This window comes from Nonomuraea maheshkhaliensis (assembly GCF_039529435.1).
GTDB lineage: Bacteria > Actinomycetota > Actinomycetes > Streptosporangiales > Streptosporangiaceae > Nonomuraea > Nonomuraea maheshkhaliensis.
On record NZ_BAAAMU010000002.1, the window covers coordinates 94,606 to 112,373 of the forward strand.

General features: G+C 70.6%; 16 protein-coding genes. 8 read left to right on the top strand and 8 right to left on the bottom strand.

The window, feature by feature from the left end:
• The first annotated feature begins 108 nt into the window (after nucleotides 1–108).
• From ABFX54_RS02195 to ABFX54_RS02210, 4 genes are all read left to right on the top strand, one after another.
• Nucleotides 109–837 (top strand): hypothetical protein, encoded by a 729-nt coding sequence (locus tag ABFX54_RS02195; RefSeq protein WP_346101156.1) that lies wholly within the window; start codon nucleotides 109–111, stop codon nucleotides 835–837.
• A gap of 61 nt (nucleotides 838–898) precedes the next feature.
• A complete protein-coding gene (locus tag ABFX54_RS02200) occupies nucleotides 899–2,062 on the top strand; it encodes a thiolase family protein (RefSeq protein ID WP_346101299.1) in 1,164 nt (387 codons plus the stop codon).
• Complete coding sequence (locus ABFX54_RS02205) at nucleotides 2,059–4,161, top strand: 3-hydroxyacyl-CoA dehydrogenase NAD-binding domain-containing protein (RefSeq protein ID WP_346101157.1); 2,103 nt, start codon at nucleotides 2,059–2,061, stop codon at nucleotides 4,159–4,161. Before ABFX54_RS02200 ends, ABFX54_RS02205 begins: the two co-directional genes overlap by 4 nt.
• 97 nt (nucleotides 4,162–4,258) lie before the next feature.
• Nucleotides 4,259–4,645 carry an SSI family serine proteinase inhibitor gene (locus tag ABFX54_RS02210; protein ID WP_346101158.1) on the top strand — a complete coding sequence of 129 codons (387 nt, stop codon included), beginning with the start codon at nucleotides 4,259–4,261 and terminating at the stop codon, nucleotides 4,643–4,645.
• A gap of 35 nt (nucleotides 4,646–4,680) precedes the next feature.
• Here ABFX54_RS02210 and ABFX54_RS02215 read toward each other — a convergent pair whose 3' ends face one another.
• Nucleotides 4,681–6,153 (bottom strand): amino acid permease, encoded by a 1,473-nt coding sequence (locus tag ABFX54_RS02215; RefSeq protein WP_346101159.1) that lies wholly within the window; start codon nucleotides 6,151–6,153, stop codon nucleotides 4,681–4,683.
• An 81-nt stretch (nucleotides 6,154–6,234) separates the two neighbouring features.
• Complete coding sequence (gene dxs, locus ABFX54_RS02220) at nucleotides 6,235–8,133, bottom strand: 1-deoxy-D-xylulose-5-phosphate synthase (RefSeq protein WP_346101300.1); 1,899 nt, start codon at nucleotides 8,131–8,133, stop codon at nucleotides 6,235–6,237.
• 177 nt (nucleotides 8,134–8,310) lie between these two features.
• Between dxs and ABFX54_RS02225 the strand changes: the two genes are divergently transcribed.
• Genes ABFX54_RS02225 through ABFX54_RS02235 form a run of 3 tightly spaced genes read left to right on the top strand, consistent with a single transcriptional unit; the run spans nucleotide 8,311 to nucleotide 10,791 of the window.
• Entirely contained in the window at nucleotides 8,311–9,156 is an 846-nt protein-coding gene (locus ABFX54_RS02225) for a neutral zinc metallopeptidase (RefSeq protein WP_346101160.1), read from the top strand.
• A 47-nt stretch (nucleotides 9,157–9,203) separates the two neighbouring features.
• Complete coding sequence (locus tag ABFX54_RS02230) at nucleotides 9,204–10,016, top strand: neutral zinc metallopeptidase (protein WP_346101161.1); 813 nt, start codon at nucleotides 9,204–9,206, stop codon at nucleotides 10,014–10,016.
• 16 nt (nucleotides 10,017–10,032) lie between these two features.
• Nucleotides 10,033–10,791, top strand: coding sequence for a neutral zinc metallopeptidase (locus ABFX54_RS02235; RefSeq protein WP_346101162.1), 759 nt, complete (start codon nucleotides 10,033–10,035; stop codon nucleotides 10,789–10,791).
• Between the two features lie 32 nt (nucleotides 10,792–10,823).
• Here the strand turns inward: ABFX54_RS02235 and ABFX54_RS02240 are convergent, their stop codons facing one another.
• Genes ABFX54_RS02240 through ABFX54_RS02255 form a run of 4 tightly spaced genes read right to left on the bottom strand, consistent with a single transcriptional unit; the run spans nucleotide 10,824 to nucleotide 15,261 of the window.
• Nucleotides 10,824–12,029: an ROK family transcriptional regulator gene (locus ABFX54_RS02240; RefSeq protein WP_346101163.1), complete on the bottom strand. Its 1,206-nt coding sequence runs from the start codon at nucleotides 12,027–12,029 to the stop codon at nucleotides 10,824–10,826.
• A 35-nt stretch (nucleotides 12,030–12,064) separates the two neighbouring features.
• Nucleotides 12,065–13,327, bottom strand: coding sequence for a sugar ABC transporter permease (locus ABFX54_RS02245; RefSeq protein ID WP_346101164.1), 1,263 nt, complete (start codon nucleotides 13,325–13,327; stop codon nucleotides 12,065–12,067).
• Nucleotides 13,324–14,088: an ATP-binding cassette domain-containing protein gene (locus tag ABFX54_RS02250; RefSeq protein WP_346101165.1), complete on the bottom strand. Its 765-nt coding sequence runs from the start codon at nucleotides 14,086–14,088 to the stop codon at nucleotides 13,324–13,326. Before ABFX54_RS02250 ends, ABFX54_RS02245 begins: the two co-directional genes overlap by 4 nt.
• A gap of 57 nt (nucleotides 14,089–14,145) precedes the next feature.
• A complete protein-coding gene (locus ABFX54_RS02255; RefSeq protein ID WP_346101166.1) occupies nucleotides 14,146–15,261 on the bottom strand; it encodes a sugar ABC transporter substrate-binding protein in 1,116 nt (371 codons plus the stop codon).
• A gap of 380 nt (nucleotides 15,262–15,641) precedes the next feature.
• On the opposite strand from ABFX54_RS02255, the gene ABFX54_RS02260 reads away from it, so the two are divergent.
• Nucleotides 15,642–16,178: a GNAT family N-acetyltransferase gene (locus ABFX54_RS02260; RefSeq protein WP_346101167.1), complete on the top strand. Its 537-nt coding sequence runs from the start codon at nucleotides 15,642–15,644 to the stop codon at nucleotides 16,176–16,178.
• A gap of 421 nt (nucleotides 16,179–16,599) precedes the next feature.
• Here the strand turns inward: ABFX54_RS02260 and ABFX54_RS02265 are convergent, their stop codons facing one another.
• Together ABFX54_RS02265 and ABFX54_RS02270 are read right to left on the bottom strand one after the other, a co-directional pair.
• Nucleotides 16,600–16,725 carry a hypothetical protein gene (locus ABFX54_RS02265; RefSeq protein ID WP_346101168.1) on the bottom strand — a complete coding sequence of 42 codons (126 nt, stop codon included), beginning with the start codon at nucleotides 16,723–16,725 and terminating at the stop codon, nucleotides 16,600–16,602.
• 141 nt (nucleotides 16,726–16,866) lie between these two features.
• Complete coding sequence (locus tag ABFX54_RS02270) at nucleotides 16,867–17,571, bottom strand: sulfite exporter TauE/SafE family protein (RefSeq protein WP_346101169.1); 705 nt, start codon at nucleotides 17,569–17,571, stop codon at nucleotides 16,867–16,869.
• Nucleotides 17,572–17,768: the final 197 nt, after the last annotated feature.

Sequence of the window (17,768 nt, forward strand, 5' to 3'; positions counted from 1 at the left end):
GAACAGACCTGGCGTCCTGGGTACTCATGCGTCACCTCCATCGAGGGCTCCATCCAAAGCACGCGAATGCGGGGCGTCATGACGCACAGTGCCGTCATCATGACGTTCATGCTGTTGACCGAGATGGCGTCTCCCCCCGGCGCCAAGGAGATGGCGAGGCTGCGCGAGCGGGCCAGAGCCGGCCGGCGCGGCGCGTTCGTGGCGCTGGTCGCCTCGATCTCGCTGCTGACCACCGTGCAGTTGATCGCCGACAGGGCCACGACCAGGGAGCAGGTGCTGCCGCAGGCTCTGCTGTCCCTCGGCGTCTTCGCCGTCGCCGTGCCCGCGCTGGCGCTCACCCAGGTGGTGTGGGGCGTGCGCGCCCGCATGGTGCGGCGGCGCGAACAGGAGCTGTACGCCTTCGTCCGTTCGGGCCGGGCCCGCCCGCTGACCCGGCTGGCCGTCGCCGCGGGCTGGACGGTGACGCTCCTGCTCGGCTGGACCGTGCCGCGCTTCTTCCGCGAGGCCGCCTGGTACACCTTCGCCGACGCGCTGGCCTGGACCGTCGAGGTCCTGTCGGTGGTGAGCGTGGCCGCGGGGGTGCTGTTCCTGCTGTGGCTGGCCCGCGACGTGGCGATGGCGGTGGCGCGCGCCCTGCGCTCGGGCGGATCACCCGGCGATCCCTGGGACCCCGGCCTCGGCACGCGAGCGCGGAAGGGCGCGGTGCTCTGGACGGGCGCGGTCGTGGCGGTCGTGGCCCTGCTCGGGGCCCGCGCCCACCTCTGGGAGCCGGCCACCGGCATCGTCTACCTGCTGCTCGCCGCCGCGCTCGTCTGCGGAGTAGTTACTGACGAGTAGCATAGACACGGAACCCCTGCTAACAACGAGGAGCGAATCCGTGCCTTCCTCTCGTGACGTCGTGTTCGTCGACGGCGTGCGCACACCTTTCGGCAGGTCGGGGCCGAAGGGGCTGTACGCGGAGACCCGCGCGGACGACCTGGTCGTCCGCGTCATCCGCGAGCTCATCAGGCGTAACCCCAACCTGCCCCCCGAGCGCGTGGACGAGGTCGCCATCGCCGCGACCACCCAGATCGGCGACCAGGGCCTGACCATCGGACGATCGGCGGCCGTGCTGGCCGGGCTGCCCAAGACGGTGCCCGGTTACGCGATCGACCGCATGTGCGCGGGCGCGATGACCGCGGTGACCACGGTCGCGGGCGGCATCGCGTTCGGCGCGTACGACATCGCCATCGCCGGCGGCGTCGAGCACATGGGCCGCCACCCCATGGGCGAGGGCGTCGACCCCAACCCGCGGTTCCTGTCGGAGAAGCTGGTCGACCCGAGCGCCCTGGTCATGGGCATGACGGCGGAGAACCTGCACGACCGCTACCCCACGATCACCAAGGAGCGCGCCGACGCGTACGCGGTGCTGTCGCAGGAGAAGGCGGCCAAGGCGTACGCCGACGACAAGATCCAGCCCGACCTGGTGCCGACCGCGATCAGGACGGCGGAGCGGGGCTGGGGCCTGGCCGTCGAGGACGAGGCCCCGAGGCCGGGCACCACGATGGAGGCGCTGGGCGGGCTCAAGACGCCGTTCCGGCCGCACGGCCACGTCACGGCCGGCAACTCCTCCGGCATCAACGACGGCGCCACCGGCTGCGTCGTGGCCGCCGCGAACGTCGCGGAGGAGCTGGAGCTTGGGCCGAAGATGCGGCTGGTGTCGTACGCGTTCGCGGGCGTGGACCCCGAGGTGATGGGCGTGGGTCCGATCCCGTCCACCGAGCGGGCCCTGCGGCTGGCGGATCTCGACATCTCCGACATCGGGCTGTTCGAGATCAACGAGGCGTTCGCCGTCCAGGTGCTGGCGTTCCTGGAGCACTTCGGCATCGCCGACGACGATCCCCGCGTGAACGCCTACGGCGGCGCGATCGCCTACGGCCACCCGCTCGCCTCCTCGGGCGTGCGGCTGATGACGCAGCTCGCACGGCAGTTCGGCGAGCGTCCCGACGTGCGTTACGGCATCACCACGATGTGCGTCGGCATGGGCATGGGCGGCACCGTGATCTGGGAGAACCTCGCATGAGCAACGACACCAACGGCATGGACACCTGGCGTTCGCTGCTCAGCGAGCGCAACAGCGACGAGGTCGTCACCAAGGCGCTCGTGCGCGACGTGCGGCTGCCGTACGGCGCCGGCACGATGGCGCTGATCACGCTGGACAACGGCTTCGACCACACCAAGCCGAGCACGTTCGGCCCGCACGGCCTGTTCGCGCTCAACGGCGCGCTGTCGGAGATCGCCCAGCGCACCGACCTGGCGGCCGTGGGCGTCACCGGCAAGCCGTTCGTGTTCGCCGTGGGGGCCGACCTCAAGGGCGCGGCGAGCCTGGCCACCCGGGAGGAGGCGCTGGCCATCGGCGCGCTCGGCCACCACGTCTTCCGGCGGCTGGGCGAGCTGGCGATCCCGTCGTTCGCGTTCGTGAACGGCGCGGCCATGGGCGGCGGGCTGGAGATCGCGCTGCACTGCAGATACCGGACGATCTCGGCGGGCGTGCCCGCGGTGGCGCTGCCGGAGTGCTTCCTCGGCCTGGTGCCTGGCTGGGGCGGCACGCAGCTGCTCCCCCGCCTGATCGGCCCGGCGAACGCGATCAAGCTGATCATCGAGAACCCGCTGTCGCAGAACCGCATGATCAAGGGCAGGGACGCGTACGCGCTGGGCGTCGCCGACGCGATGTTCGAGCCCGCCGACTTCCTGGAGGAGTCGCTGCGCTGGGCCGCCCGCGTGGTCAAGGGCGAGGTCACCATGGAGCGGCCCGCCCGTGACGACGACTGGGCCAAGGCCGTCGGCGACGCGCGTTTCCTGGTGGACATGAAGCTGCGCGGCGCCTCGCCCGCCCCGTACCGTGCGCTCGACCTGATCGCGCTGGCCGAGACCGCCACCCGCGACGAGGGCTTCGCCGCCGAGGACGAGGCGCTGGCCGACCTGCTCATGAGCGACGAGCTGCGGGCCGGGCTCTACTCCTTCGACCTGGTGCAGCGCCGGGCCAAGCGGCCCGCGGGGGCGCCGGACGCGGCGCTGGCCCGCAAGGTCACCAAGGTCGGCGTGGTGGGCGCGGGGCTCATGGCCTCGCAGATGGCGCTGCTGTTCGCCCGCCGCCTGGAGGTGCCGGTCGTGCTGACCGACCTCGACCAGGCCAGGCTGGACAAGGGCGTGGGTTACGTGCACGCCGAGGTGGACAAGCTGCTCGGCAAGGGCCGCGTGTCGCAGGACCAGGCCAACCGGCTGAAGTCGCTGGTGAGCGGCTCGCTGACGAAGGACGCCTTCGCCGACGCCGACTTCGTGATCGAGGCCGTGTTCGAGGACCTGGCGGTCAAGAAGCAGGTGTTCGCCGAGGTCGAGGCCGTGGTGTCGGCGGGGTGCGTGCTGGCCACCAACACCTCGTCGCTGTCGCTGACGGAGATGGGCGCGGGCCTGGCGCATCCTGAGCGGCTGGTCGGCTTCCACTTCTTCAACCCGGTCGCGGTCATGCCGCTGCTGGAGATCATCAGGGGCGCGGCGACGGACGACGCCACGCTGGCCACCGCGTTCGCCGTGGGCAAGGCGCTGAGGAAGTCGTCGGTGCTGGTCAAGGACGCCCCGGCGTTCGTGGTCAACCGGCTGCTGACCTGCTTCATGGGCGAGGTCGTCGCGGCCGTGGACGAGGGCACGCCGCTGGAGACGGCCGAGCACGCGCTCGACGGGCTCGGGCTGCCGATGACGCCGTTCGCGCTGCTGCAGCTCGTCGGGCCTGCGGTCGGCCTGCACGTGGCCGAGACGCTGCACGAGGCGTTCCCCGACCGCTTCGGCGTCTCGGAGAACATGGCCAAGCTGGTCGCCTCGGGCAAGCCGGGCGTCTACCGGCCTGACTTCACCCTCGACCCGGAGGCGGTGGCGCTCTTCGCGGGCGGCTCGTCGCCCTCGACGGCCGAGCAGGTGCGCGAGCGGGTGCTCGCCGCGCTGGCCAGGGAGATCCGCGTCATGCTGGACGAGGGCGTCGTGGCCGCCGCCCAGGACATCGACCTGTGCATGATCCTCGGCGCCGGCTGGCCGTTCCACCTGGGCGGGATCACGCCGTATCTCGACCGGGCCGGCGTCGCCGGGCCGCGCTTTCTCGCGCCCGGCGTGGCCTCGCTGCCGGCCTGATTTTAAGGGCCTTTGAGGAGGCTCGCACGCGGGCCTCCTCACCTCGGCCCTGACTCCGTCGTAGCGTATGGTGCCGTCCTACGAACGGAGAGTAACCATGATGAGAGCAGCAGGCACCCTCGCGCTCTGCGGCACCCTCCTGGCGGGCGCGTCGTCGCCCGCCCTGGCCGTCGCCCCGCCCCCCAAGGTGCAGCTCAAGATCGTCGATGCGGCCAAGAGCGGGGTGACGAAGACCGTCTGGCTGCACTGCGCGCCCGCCGGCGGCACTCATCCCAACGCCCGCGCGGCCTGCCGCCAGCTTGAGCGGGTCGGCGGCAAGCCGGCCGACCTCAACGTGCATCCGAACGCCGTCTGCACCAAGGAGCTCGCCCCGCACGCCGTCGTCGTGGTCGGCCGCTGGTACAGCTCGCGCGTGCAGTGGGCCAAGGTCTTCGCCAACGGCTGCCTGGTACGCGCGGCCACCGGAGCGGTCGTCTCGCTCTGAGCACCCGCTGAGGGCCCGCCCCGGTGATCCCGGTCTCAGTGGCGGGCCTTCTGCCAGGGCATCGCGGTACGGCTGTGCCAGTAGCCGTAGGCGAAGTAGAGCACCACGCCGATGACCATCCAGATCAGGAACCGCAGCCAGGTCTGCACCGGCAGGTTGAGCATGAGGTAGAGGCAGGCCAGCACGGACAGCGCCGGCAGCACCGGCACCAGCGGCGTCTTGAACGCCCGCGGCAGGTCCGGCCTGGTCCTGCGCAGGACGACCACGCCGATCGAGACCACCACGAACGCGAACAGCGTGCCGATGTTCACCAGCTCGGCCAGCTCGCCGAAGGAGACGAAGCCGGCCAGCGCCATCGTCACCACCCCGATGAGCGTCGTGAGCCGGGCCGGGGTGCCGAACCGGGGGTGCACCTTCGCCATGGAGCGCGGCAGCAGCCCGTCACGGCACATCGCGAACAGCACCCGGGTCTGGCCCAGCAGCAGCACCAGCACCACGGTCGTCAGGCCGGCGATGGCGCCCAGGCCGATGATCGAGGCCAGCCAGGGCTGCCCGACCGCGGTGAAGGCTCCTGACAGGGGCGCCTCGGTGCTCAGCTCGCTGTAATGCTGCATGCCGACGACGACGAGTGAGACGGCGACGTACAGGATCGTGCAGATCACCAGCGAGCCGATGATGCCGCGCGGGACGTCGCGCTGCGGATGGACGGTCTCCTCCGCGGCGGTGGCCACGATGTCGAAGCCGATGAAGGCGAAGAAGACGATCGCCGCGGCGGAGAAGATGCCGATCACGCCGAACGCCACCGGCGTGATGCCGAACATCACCTGGAACAGCGGCGCCTCCAGCCCCTCCACGCGCGGGGTGGAGACCGCCTCGGGGATGAACGGCGTGTAATTGGCGCCGTTGATGAAGAACAGCCCCGCCACGATGACCAGCAGGACCACCGCGACCTTGGTGATCACCAGGATCAGGTTGACCCGCGAGGACAGCTTGATCCCGACCACCAGGACCGCGGTCAGGATCGCCACGATGGCGACGGCGGGGACGTTCACCACCGGATCGGCGCCGGCGATGGAGGGGGGCAGGTTGAGCCCGAACGTCGACAGCAGCGAGGCGAAGTAGCCCGACCAGCCGACCGCCACCACGGCCGCGGCCAGCGCCAGCTCCAGGATCAGGTCCCAGCCGATCACCCAGGCGGGGAACTCGCCCAGGGTGGCGAAGGAGAAGGTGTAGGCGGACCCGGCGACCGGGATGGTGGAGGCGAACTCGGCGTAGCACAGGGCCGCGAGTCCGCACACGATGCCGGCGACGACGAACGAGACGGCCACGGCGGGCCCGGCAGTCTCCTTGGCGACCTGTCCGGTCAGCACGAAGATCCCGGTGCCGACGATCACGCCGATGCCGAAGACCGTGAGGTCCGTGGCGGTCAGGCGCTTTCGCAGCTGGTGCTCGGGGGCTTCGGTGTCGCGGATCGACTGCTCGACAGTCTTCGTGCGAAAGATGTCCACGGTCTGCGATATTTCCCACACCCAGGGTGATCATGCCCGTAACCGGGTACGGGCTTGGATCACCTCAGGGTGCGGCGGTGGTCAGCGGCGGACGGGCTCCGCGGCGTTGCTGCGCCGAGCCACCGCCTCGGTGATCTGGCGGGCCAGGTCCTGGCCGGTCAGGCCGATCCGGCCGAGGATCTTGGCCCGCTTGGCGTGGTCGAGGAACTGCTGCGGAATGCCGAAGGTGCGTACGGGGACGTCGACGTCGGCGTCGCGCAGCAGGCGGGCCACGGCGTCGCCCACGCCGCCGACGCGCCCGTTGTCCTCGACCACCGCGACCAGCTTGTGCGCGCCGGCGGCCAGGACGAGCGCCTCGTCGAGCGGCTTGACCCAGCGCGGGTCGACCACGGTGGCCGAGATGCCCTGGGCGTCGAGCAGGACCGCGGCGTCCATGCAGACCTGCGCCATCGGGCCCACGCCCACCAGCAGCACGTCGGGCTCGGCCGCGGCGGCCCGCAGCAGGTCCATCTCGCCCAGCTTGCCCACCGCCTCGATCGGCTCGGCGACCGGGCCCTTGGGGAAGCGCAGCACGGTGGGGCCGTCGGTGACCTCGACGGCCTCGCGCAGCAGCTCGGTCAGGCGGTCGCCGTCGCGCGGCACCGCGACCCGCAGCCCGGGGACGACCTGGAGGATCGACAGGTCCCACATGCCGTTGTGACTGGCGCCGTCGTCGCCGGTGACGCCCGCCCGGTCGAGCACGACCGTGACCGGCAGGCGGTGCAGGGCGACGTCCATGAGGAGCTGGTCGAAGGCGCGGTTGAGGAAGGTGGCGTAGACGGCCACGATCGGGTGCAGGCCGCCGAGCGCGAGCCCGGCGGCGCTGGTCAGCGCGTGCTGCTCGGCGATGCCGACGTCGTAGATGCGGTCGGGGTAGGCCTCGGCGAAGGCGTTGAGCCCCGTCGGGTGGAGCATGGCGGCGGTGATCGCGACCAGGTCGTCGCGCTCCTTGCCGAGCCGGACGAGCTCCTCGCTGAAGACGTTGGTCCAGATGCGGCCCTTGGGCTTCTCCGCGCCGGTGGCGCGGTCGAAGGCGCCGGGCGAGTGGAACTGGTCCTCGTCGTGGTTTTCCGCGGGGGTGTAGCCGCGGCCCTTCTGGGTGAGGGCGTGCACGATGACGGGGCCGCGGAAGTCGCGGGCCTGGCGCAGGGCCGCCTCCATGGCCTGCTCGTCGTGGCCGTCGATGGGGCCGACGTATTTGAGACCGAGGTCCTCGAACATCACCTGGGGCGCCAGGACGTCCTTGACGCCCTTCTTGAAGCCGTGCAGGGCGTCGTAGAGGACGGGAACGTTGCCGATCTTGTCCTTGACGTATTCGAGGACGTCCTCGTAGCGGCGGTTGACCCGCAGCGAGGACAGGTGGGAGGCCAGGCCGCCGATCGTGGGCGAGTAGGAGCGGCCGTTGTCGTTGACCACGATGACGACCGGCAGGTCCTTGATGGCGGCGATGTTGTTGAGCGCCTCCCAGGCCATGCCGCCGGTCAGGGCGCCGTCGCCGATCACCGCGACGGCGGTGCGGCCGGCGTCGCCCGAGGCGTCACGATCGCGGTGCAGCTTGAACGCCTTGGCCAGGCCGTCGGCGTAGGACAGCGCGGTCGAGGCGTGGGAGTTCTCCACGAAGTCGTGCTCGGACTCGGCCTGGCTGGGATAGCCGGACAGGCCGCCCTCCTGCTTGAGCGCCTCGAAGCCGGCGGCCCTGCCGGTGAGCAGTTTGTGCACGTACGACTGGTGGCCGGTGTCCCAGATGATGGGGTCGCGGGGTGAGTCGAACACGCGGTGGAGGGCGATCGTGAGTTCGACCACACCGAGGTTGGGGCCCAGGTGTCCGCCGAACCTCGCGCAGGCGTCGACGAGGACATCACGGATCTCCCCCGCGAGCTGCGGCAGCTCCTCGACAGCGAGCCGTTTTACGTCCTGCGGTCCCTCGATCGAGCCCAGCAACCCGCTCACGGATCCGACCCCCTCTGCTCTTTTGCGCCGATCCCCAAGAGTCTAGTTCGCGGATGCCTCGCTGACTCCATCGAGTCAAATCCACCCACATATGTCCGATCTTGACCTAGTCTTTCGGTACCTATGAACTCCGTCCCCAAAAGCAGACTCGCGACCCTTGTGGCCGCCATGCTGGCACTCGTCCTGGCAGCGACGGCTCTGGTGCTCGTTCTGGCGGACGTGGCCACGACGTCGGCGGCCCCCGTCAACGAGGGCCAGCAGCTCGCCTCACCGCCCGCCAAGCTGGCCGCCGACCGGAGACAGGGGGCCGGAGCGGCCGGCCGGTCCCGGGCGACGGCCAATCCCCTCTACAAGACCGGACGCCTCACCGACGTGAACTGCGCCCCCGGGGCGTTGCCCGCCGGGAGCATGGTGGCGTACCGGCGGTTCCTGACCCGCGTGACCTTCTGCCTGAACAAGGCATGGGCGGCGCAGTTCCGCAAGGCGAAGATGCCCTTCGCCAAGCCGCGGCTGCGCATCATCACCAGGAAGATCAAGACACCCTGTGGCGCGTGGAACACCGGCGCCGACGGCGTCTACTGCTCCACCGACCGCACGATGTACCTGATGATCAGCAAGTCCCAGCTGCGCAACCCGTTCCCGCTGGGCATCACCCGCCTGATCGCCCACGAGTACGGCCACCACGTGCAGCAGGTCTCCGGCATCTGGACCTACTACTGGGCCGCGCGCTCCGTCGCGGGCAAGGCCAAGCGCCTCCAGCTCTCGCGCAACTCCGAGCTGCAGGCCGAGTGCTTCTCCGCGGTCTTCATGAGCACGATGCGTGGCACCCCGCTCGTCACGGACGCCGACTGGGCGTACACGGTGGGCTGGTTCAGGAAGAACGGCGCCAAGGGCTGGCCGCAGAACGACCACGGCCGAGGACCGACGCAGGCGGCGTGGATGACGCGCGGGTTCAACCGCGGCACCCCCGGCTCCTGCAACACCTGGGCGGCCAATCCCCGAAATGTCACCTGATTGATCTTCTTTACCTGGAACTCCTTCTTTCATTAGGGTTCCGTCTCATGCGTATCCCCCGAACGGCGTTGCTGGCGGGTGCCCTGGCGAGCGTGCTCCTCGCCGGCACCGCCCACGCCTCCTCCTCCTCGGCGCCGGCCTTCAAGGCCGCCCTGGCGAAGAACCCGATCTACAAGACGGGCAAGCTCGGCTACGAGACGTGCGACGAGCCGGACGTCCAGAGCGCCGACCTGGACGAGGTCAGGGTCTACCTGGAGGGGGTGCTCGACTGCCTCGACGCCGCCTGGAAGCCCGTGGTCCAGCGCGCCGGCTTCACCTTCGGCAAGCCCACCCTGCGGCTGACCGGCAAGGCGGGCGTGCCGACCGGGTGCGGCAAGTTCCCCGCGGGTGCCCAGGCGGTCTACTGCCCGGCGAACAGGCGGATCACCTTCCTGGTGGAGCCGGGCACCGTGGAGGAGCCCAACGACCTGTGGCTGATGGTCGTGCTGGCCCACGAGTACGGTCACCACGTCCAGCGGCTCACCGGCATGCTCGGCGCGATGACACGCTACAACGGCAAGAACGCGGCCCGGGTCCTGGACGAGTCGCGCCGCATCGAGCTGCAGGCCGAGTGCCTGTCCGGGACGTTCGTCGGCAGCGTGTGGCACTCCCTGGGCCGCAAGGACACCGACTTCACCTTCATCGCGCGGAGAGGCGGCAGCGGGTCCGTCCTGTCCCTCCTCGGCATCAAGGGCAAGGACCAGGCCCAGCAGACGCACGGCAGCGCCAGGAACATCGGCGCCTGGCTCACGCGGGGATACGACACCGAGTCGGCCGGCGGCTGCAACACCTTCAAGGCGCCCAAGTCGCAGGTGTCCTGAGCCCTCCACCGGGATCATGCGCGCTCTCCTCGCCTTCCTCGTAGCGCCGCTCACGTGCGTGGTCGCGGGGCTGCTCCCGCCCGCGCCCGCGCAGGCCGCGGCCAGGATCGGCCAGGGCGGGCTGCTGGGCTCGGCGGGCGGGGAGGTGGTGGCGCAGAAGTGCGCGATCCCCGGGATCCGGCCGGGGAGCACGGCCTCGCTCCGGGCCTTCCACCGGGCGATGGCGGCATGTGCCGACCGCTTCTGGGCGGCGAGGTTCGCCGCCGCCGGGCTGGCGTACGACTCTCCCGAGGTCACGATCACCACGGGCGGCGACTCGGTCTGCGGGGCGATCACCAGCAGCGGGGCGCAGTACTGTCCCGAGCAGCGCACGATCGTCGTCCGGATCACCAAGGGCGACCTGCGGGATCCGTTCCGGATGAACCTGGCGCACTCCGTCGCGCATGAGTGGGGACATCACGTGCAGCAGCTCATCGGGGTGCTGAACGCCCAGGCCGCCCTGTACGCGCCCGCATCGAAGAGCGCGCGCAGGCTGCTCAGCCACCGGCTGGAGATGCAGGCCGAGTGCTTCGCCGGGGTCTTCTACAGCGCCACGCTCAAGTCGATCGGGCCGGACATCGGCTGGAAGGACTGGCTGGCGGCGGTGCGCTCGGCGAACGAGAGCGACATCCACGGCAAACCGCGCAACCTGGCGTCCTGGCAGGACCGGGGTTACCGGGGCGGGGCCGCCGGGTTCTGCAACACCTGGACGGCCGGCGAGCACAAGGTCACCTGAACCCGCGGCGGGTCAGGCGCCGTCTCGGCGGGTCAGGCGGTGACGCGGGCCAGGACCTCCAGCGGGTCGGCCAGGACGTGGGCGAAGGCGAGTTCGGCGGCCCCGACCAGGGTGGCCGCGTCGCCGAGGGCCGAGGTGCGCAGCCGCAGCCGCTCGCGCTGCGGCGCCATCGCGTGCAGGGCGAGCTGTGTCCGCACCTGCGCGGCCGACCCGAGGTAGATGTCGCGCAGAATGCCGCCGAAGACCACGATCTCCGGGTTGAAGATGTTCACCAGATTGGCCACGCCCAGCCCGAGCCAGTCGCCGACCCGGCTGAGCGCCTCCTGGGCCACGATGTCGCCCCGGTCGGCCGCCGCCACGACCGTGCGCACCGCGTCGCGGCCGTGCTGACCGGCCGCGACCCGCCCGGCCGACTCCAGCAGCGCCCGCTCCCCCACCTCTGCTTCGAGGCATCCGTGCGAGCCGCAGCCGCAGGCGCGCCCGCCGGGGTTGACGACCATGTGGCCGACCTCGCCGCCGTAGCCGTCGTGGCCGCCGAGCAGGTGGCCGCCCGCGATGATGCCGCCGCCGATGCCGACGTCGCCGTGCAGGAAGATGAGGTCTCTGACCGCCGCCCCGACGCCGCGGCTGTGCTCGGCGAGCGCGGCCAGGTTGGCGTCGTTGCCCACGCTGACGGGCAGGCCGAGCCCGAGCCTGCGGGCCAGCTCGTCGCCGAACGGCACCTCGTCGGCCATCAGGTTGGGCCCGAACCTGATCACGCCGTCGCCCTTGCGCACGCCGCCGGAGACCGCCGCCGCCGCGCCGACGCAGACCGTGTCGTCCCTGGTCTTGCGGCGCATCTGCCGGGCGAACCCGGACAGTGTCCCGGCCAGCTCGTCCAGCTCGAACCGGTCGCGGTCGCGTACGCACTCCTTGCGGTCGAGGATCACCCCGCCCAGCCCCACGCGGGCCACGGCCAGCCTGTCGGGGCCCACGTCGAAGGCGAACACGTACACCCTGGCCGACTCGGGGCGCACCACGAGCGAGGGCCGGCCGGCCCGGCCCGTCTCTCGCGGCAGCTCCTCCCGCACCAGCCCCGCGGCGGTGAGGTCGGAGGTCAGGGCCATGATCGTGCTGCGGTTGAGCCCCATCTTCGCGGTCAGCTCGGCGCGCGAGATCGGCCCGCCCAGATGGACGTGGCGAAGCAGCGCGCCGAGGTTGTGGCGTCTGATGTCCTCTTGGGAGGGGCCGGCACGCATGGTCTGGGGTTCCTTCAGGGGCTGTGAGTCGCTGATCACCTTAGACCAGCGGCAGCCGCCCGCTTGCGCGCGAGGGCGTCGACTCCCGCCGCGAGCAGCAGCACAGACCCGGTGACCAGGTATTTCACGCTGGCCCCGTACCCCATCAGGCCCATCCCGTTCTCGATCACCGCCACCACGGCGCCGCCCAGCACGGCGTCGAGCACCCTGCCCTTGCCGCCGAACAGGCTGGTGCCGCCGATGACCGCCGCGCCTACCGCGTACAGCAGGACGGAGCTGCCGCCCGTGTTCGGGTCGACGGAGCTGGCCCTGGAGGCGGCCACGATGCCGCCGATCGCGGCCATCGAGGAGCAGAGCACGAACGCGCTGATCTTGATCCGGTCGACCGGGATGCCGGCTCGCCTGGCCGCCTCGGTGTTGCCGCCGACCGCGTACAGGTGACGCCCGAACCCGGTGCGGCGCAGCACCAGTGTCCACACGACCAGCAGCACCAGGATGATCGGCACCACGATCGGCACGCCGGTGAGCGAGACGAGCGCGGGGTTGCGGCTGCGCTCCAGGTTGAGCGCGGCGACCGCGAGCCCGGCGAAGAGCGCCAGCATGCCGACGCGGAAGGCGATCAGCGACAGCGGGTCGGCGACCAGGCCGCGGCTCGCCCGCTTCCTGGCCCGCCGGAGCTGCACGCCGGCGAAGATCGCCACGCACGCCGCGTAGACGGCCCAGCCGAGCCAGGGCGGCAGGTTCTTGTTGGCGATGGCGACGATCACCTCGTCGCGGACGGAGATGTTCGTGCCCTCGTCCACCAGCACCAGGACCAGGCCCTGGAAGGCGAGGAACGCGGCCAGGGTGACCACGAACGACGGTATGCCGACCTTGGCGACCAGCGAGCCCAGCACCGTGCCGATGATCACACCGGTGAGGATGGCCGCCGCCACGCAGACGTACCAGGGCAGGCCCGCGCTGGCCAGGGTGACGGCGAGCACCGCCGCGCAGACGCCGCTGGCGAAGCCCGCGGACAGGTCGATCTCGCCGAGCAGCAGCACGAACACCAGGCCCATGGCGATGAGCGTGACGGCCGCGCCCTGCGTGAACAGGTTGGCGAAGTTGATCGCCGTGAGGAAGGCGGGCCGGGCCGCGGCGAAGACCGCGCAGAGCACGACCAGGCCGAGCACGGCAGGCAGCGCTCCCATGTCGCCGCCGCGCACCCGCTGGACGTAGGCGAGGAAGCTGTTCCTGATCGAGGGGGCCTCCGCCGCCGTGACGATGGCCTCCCCGGGCAGTTCTTTGACCTTGTTCATGGGGTGACCCCGTTCTTGAGGCCCAGTTCGCCGCTGCGGCCGGAGGTGATCAGTTCGACGACCTGGGCGTGCGTGACGTCGGAGGTGTTGACCTGGGCGGCCATCCTGCCGAGATAGAGCGCCGCGATGCGGTCGGAGACGGCGAACACGTCGTTCATGTTGTGCGAGATGAGCACGACGGCCAGGCCGGTGTCGGCCAGCCGGCGCACCAGCTCCAGCACCTGCGCGGTCTGGGCCACGCCCAGCGCCGCGGTCGGCTCGTCCAGGATGACGACCTTGCTGTTCCACAGCACGGCCTTGGCGATGGCCACGGTCTGCCGCTGGCCTCCCGAGAGGCTGGAGACCTGCTGCCTGATCGACTTCACCGTCCGTACGGACAGGCCGCTCAGGGTCTTCTCGGCCAGTTCCTCCATGCTGTCCTCGTCCAGCAGGATGCCGTTCTTGCGCTCCCTGCCGAGGAACATGTTCTGGACGATGTCGAGGTTGTCGCACAGGGCGAGGTCCTGGTAGACGATCTCGATGCCCAGCTCGCCCGCGTCGCGGGGACTGTGCACGTGGACCTCGGCGCCGTCGAAGAGCACCTGGCCCGAGTCGATCGGGTAGATCCCGCCGATGCACTTGACCAGGGTGGACTTGCCCGCGCCGTTGTCACCGACGAGCGCGGTGACCTGGCCGGGGTAGGCGGCGAACTCGACGTCGTGCAGGACCTTCACCGGACCGAAGCTCTTGTCGAGCCCGCGCACTTCAAGGAGGGGGTTCATGTGGCTCCCTAAACGGGGGTACGGCCGCGCTCGTGACGCGGGCCGTACCCCTGGGTGTTATTGGATTCCTGCCTCGGTGCACTTCTCGGCGAAGTCACCCTTGCAGAGTTCCTCCTTGGTGACGTAACCGTCGGCCACCACGTCCTTGACGTTGTCGAGGTAGATGGCCTGCGGCTCCATCAGCTCGGCGGGCACGTCCTGGTTCGTCTCCGGGTCCTTGACGCTGCCGCTGGCCGTGGGCTTCTCACCCTTGGCCAGGGCCACGGCGAGCTTGGCCGCGGCGTCGGCCTCCTTCTTGACCGCCTTGTAGACGGTCATGCACTGGTCGCCGGCCAGGATGTTCTGCAGACCCTGGACGGTGGCGTCCTGACCCGTGACCGGGACCTTGCCGTTGAGGTTGTTCTTCTTCAGCACCGTGATGGCGGCGTTGCCGAGGCCGTCGTTGGCGGCCAGGACACCGGCGATCTTCGGCTGCTCGGTCAGCATCTGCTCGAAGATCGTGCCGGCCTGGGTGTTGTCCCAGTCGGGCACGGACTGGTCGGGGCCCTTGACGTAGTCGCCGGAGTCGAACTTCGGCTTCAGCACCCCGTCGTAGCCCTCCTTGAACAGGGTGGCGTTGTTGTCGGTCGGCGACCCGTTCAGGTAGGCGACGATGGGCTTTTCGACCTTCTTGTCGGTCAGGCACTTGCTGAGGCCTTCGCCCTGGAGCGTGCCGACCTTCGTGTTGTCGAAGCTGACGTAGTAGGCGGCGCCGCCACCGAGCGTCAGACGGTCGTAGTCGATCGTGGGCACGCCCTGCGACTTGGCCTTCTCGATCACCGTCTTGCCGGTGCCGCTGTCCAGGTTCACGATCATCAGGACGGTGGCGCCGTTGGTGATCATCTGGTCGGCGATGGTCTGGAACGCGGTCTTGTCGTTCTGCGCGTTCTGGATGTCGTACTCGACACCCGCGGCCTTGAACGCCTCTTCGAGGTACTTGCGGTCAGCCGTCTCCCACCGGGCCGAGGACTTGCTGTCCGGCAGGATGACTCCGACCTTGCCGGCCTTGGCGGCCGAGGAGGCCGGGGCGGACGAGGTCGACGTAGTGGTCTGGCCGCCGTCGCCCCCGCAGGCGGTGAGACCTAGTGCGAGCGCGGCTGCCGCGGCGGTCATGCTGAGGATCCCCTTGCGCATGGTGCAGGGTCCTTTCTTCCGGAGGGGCCCGGATGAATGTTGTTTGCGGCAACGTATTCCGGGATCGATCGCATGGGAAGGGGGTCGGGGCGGCTAGTTTGTTGTTTCCGGTAACAATCCAGAAACGTCACCTCAATCCACCCGACGCCTCCCGGCAACCGTCCGGGGTGTCCGGCACCGGTGACATCGGCGCCGGCGCACTGGCGTTCGGACGCGTTCGTGAGGGCGCGTCCGAACGCTTCGGCCGGCGCCGGAGGGGCTGTGGCCGATCCGGCCCGCGATCCCCAGCCGCCGACTCGTGCGGTGCGCGAGCCGGCCGGAGCGGGTACGACCCCGGTCCGCCTACGATCGATCGTCGACCGACAGCCCTGCGAGGTCCCATGCCATCTTCCGATCACGAGCGGGCATCCCGTCCTGCGGTCCGGCCGCTCGGCGCCGATGATCTCCCCTGGCTGGAGACGCTGTTCGCCGAGAGGTGGAGCGGGAGCGTCTCCGTGAGCCGCGGCGTCGCCCATGACACGACGGCGCTGCCCGGAGTCATCGCCCTCCTCGACGGGGAACGGGCCGGCGTCGCCACCTACCGGATCGACGGCCGGGAGTGCGAGCTCGTCACGCTCGACTCCGTACGTGGCGGCGCGGGTGTCGGCACCGCTCTGGTCGACGCCGTGGCCGAGGCGGCCCGCGCCGAGGGCGCTGAGCGGCTGTGGCTGATCACCACCAACGACAATCTGCGGGCGCTGCGCTTCTACCAGCGGTCCGGCTTCGACCTCGTCGCCGTGCACCGCGACGCCGTCGCCCACTCTCGTGCACTCAAGCCGTCGATCCCCGAAGTCGGCCTCGACGGCATCCCCATCCGGCACGAGCTCGAGCTCGAACTCCCGCTGCCGCCGCCGCCAGACGCGCCGGGCGCCGGGTGAGCCCGGGCAGGCGTGAACGGCTGCGACCTGTGGACGCGAAGGTATCGGTAATGCCGATCACCCCGTGACGGTGGCGCCGCTCTCGCCACTTCCCTGCCCGGCGCGGACATCGGCCGGTTGGTGCACCGGATGAGCCCATCCCGCCATGACCAGGGCGGTGCATGTGAGAGCGAGCGCGAGCGAACGAGACGTGATCACGGGAGGAGAGCCTGCAGTGTTCAGGCGGCGACGAGTGCGGACTCCCGCTGCCGTCATCCGCCGGTCAACCTCGTGGACGCGGCGATGACGCGCGAACTGGACGAGCTGTTCGCGCGAGCGGAGCGGAGCGACCGCCTGGCGGTCATCGTGTTCGACAGCGCCGACCCCTCGAGATGCTCCTGGGTGGTTTGGACTACGACGGAGCGCTCGCCGAGCGGTACGGCTACGTGAACAGAGCCCTGCCCGGCGGCGAGCTGGACGGGTTCGTCGAGGAGTTCGCCTCCCGCGTCGCCTCCTGTTCGAGGCAGGGTTGCAGCAGCGCGGTGACGTCGAACGCGACCTCCCGCAATGGGTGGCCCGGTCCCCCTACCGGCCGGACTCCGCCGGCGGGCGGCCGGACGCGTGACACATCAAGGCCAACGGTGGCGGACGGCCCGCCGGGTGACGCCGCCGGATCGGTCGTGACGGCGGCGCGCGGTCGTGTGGCGTGTCAGGAGAGCCAGCCCTGGGTGAGGGCGTTCTGGGCGATGAGGGCCAGGGCCGAAGCCGCGGCCACCATCAGCACGGCTGCTCGTGCGCGGCCGCCGTCGAGGTAGCGGCGCAGGCGTCCCGAGACCAGGAAGCCGAGCACCATCGGCACGATCAGCACCGCCCCCGTCAGCAGGGCGCGGGCGGGTAGTTCGTCCACGTACGCGAGGATGGCCAGCGACTGGGCGGCGCTCAGGAAGAAGAACATCGCCAGCGTCGCCCGGATCTGCGGCCCCTTGGCGCTCTGATAGACGAGACCGATCGGCGGGCCGCCGATGCCCGTGGCGGTGCCGGTGACGCCGGAGACGAAGCCGGCCGAGGTGATCGTGAACCCGTTGCGCGGCACGCTCAGCGCCCGCGCGGTCAGCGCCACGGCGAGCAGCACCATGACCGCCACGAAGAGGCCCCTGGCCTGCACGGTGAAGGTGACGACGATGGCGCCCCCGATCACGCTGCCCGGCAGGCGGCCGAGCGCCGCGAACACGACCCCGCGCCAGTCCACCTTCCGCCATTCGACGGCCAGGGTGAACAGCGGGAGGACCAGGTTGACCACCTGCGCGGCGCCGGGCATGAGGTCGGGGACCAGCATAGTCAGCACCGGGACGGCGACCAGCCCGAGCCCGAAACCCACGCCGCCCTGCACGATCGCGCCCGCGAAAACCGCCAATCCTCCGACAACCAGGACCAACGCCACATCACCACCCATGCGGCAGAGTCAATCATCACACCGACCGCCGGCGTCTTCCGCCCTGTCACCGCTCCCGGTGTACGCCGCCCGTCCCAGGCTGAGGCCGCGTGTCCTGGGCAGGGTCGCGTCCCAGGCGGGCCCCGCGCGGGCGTTCTGCGACGATCGTGCGCCGCCTG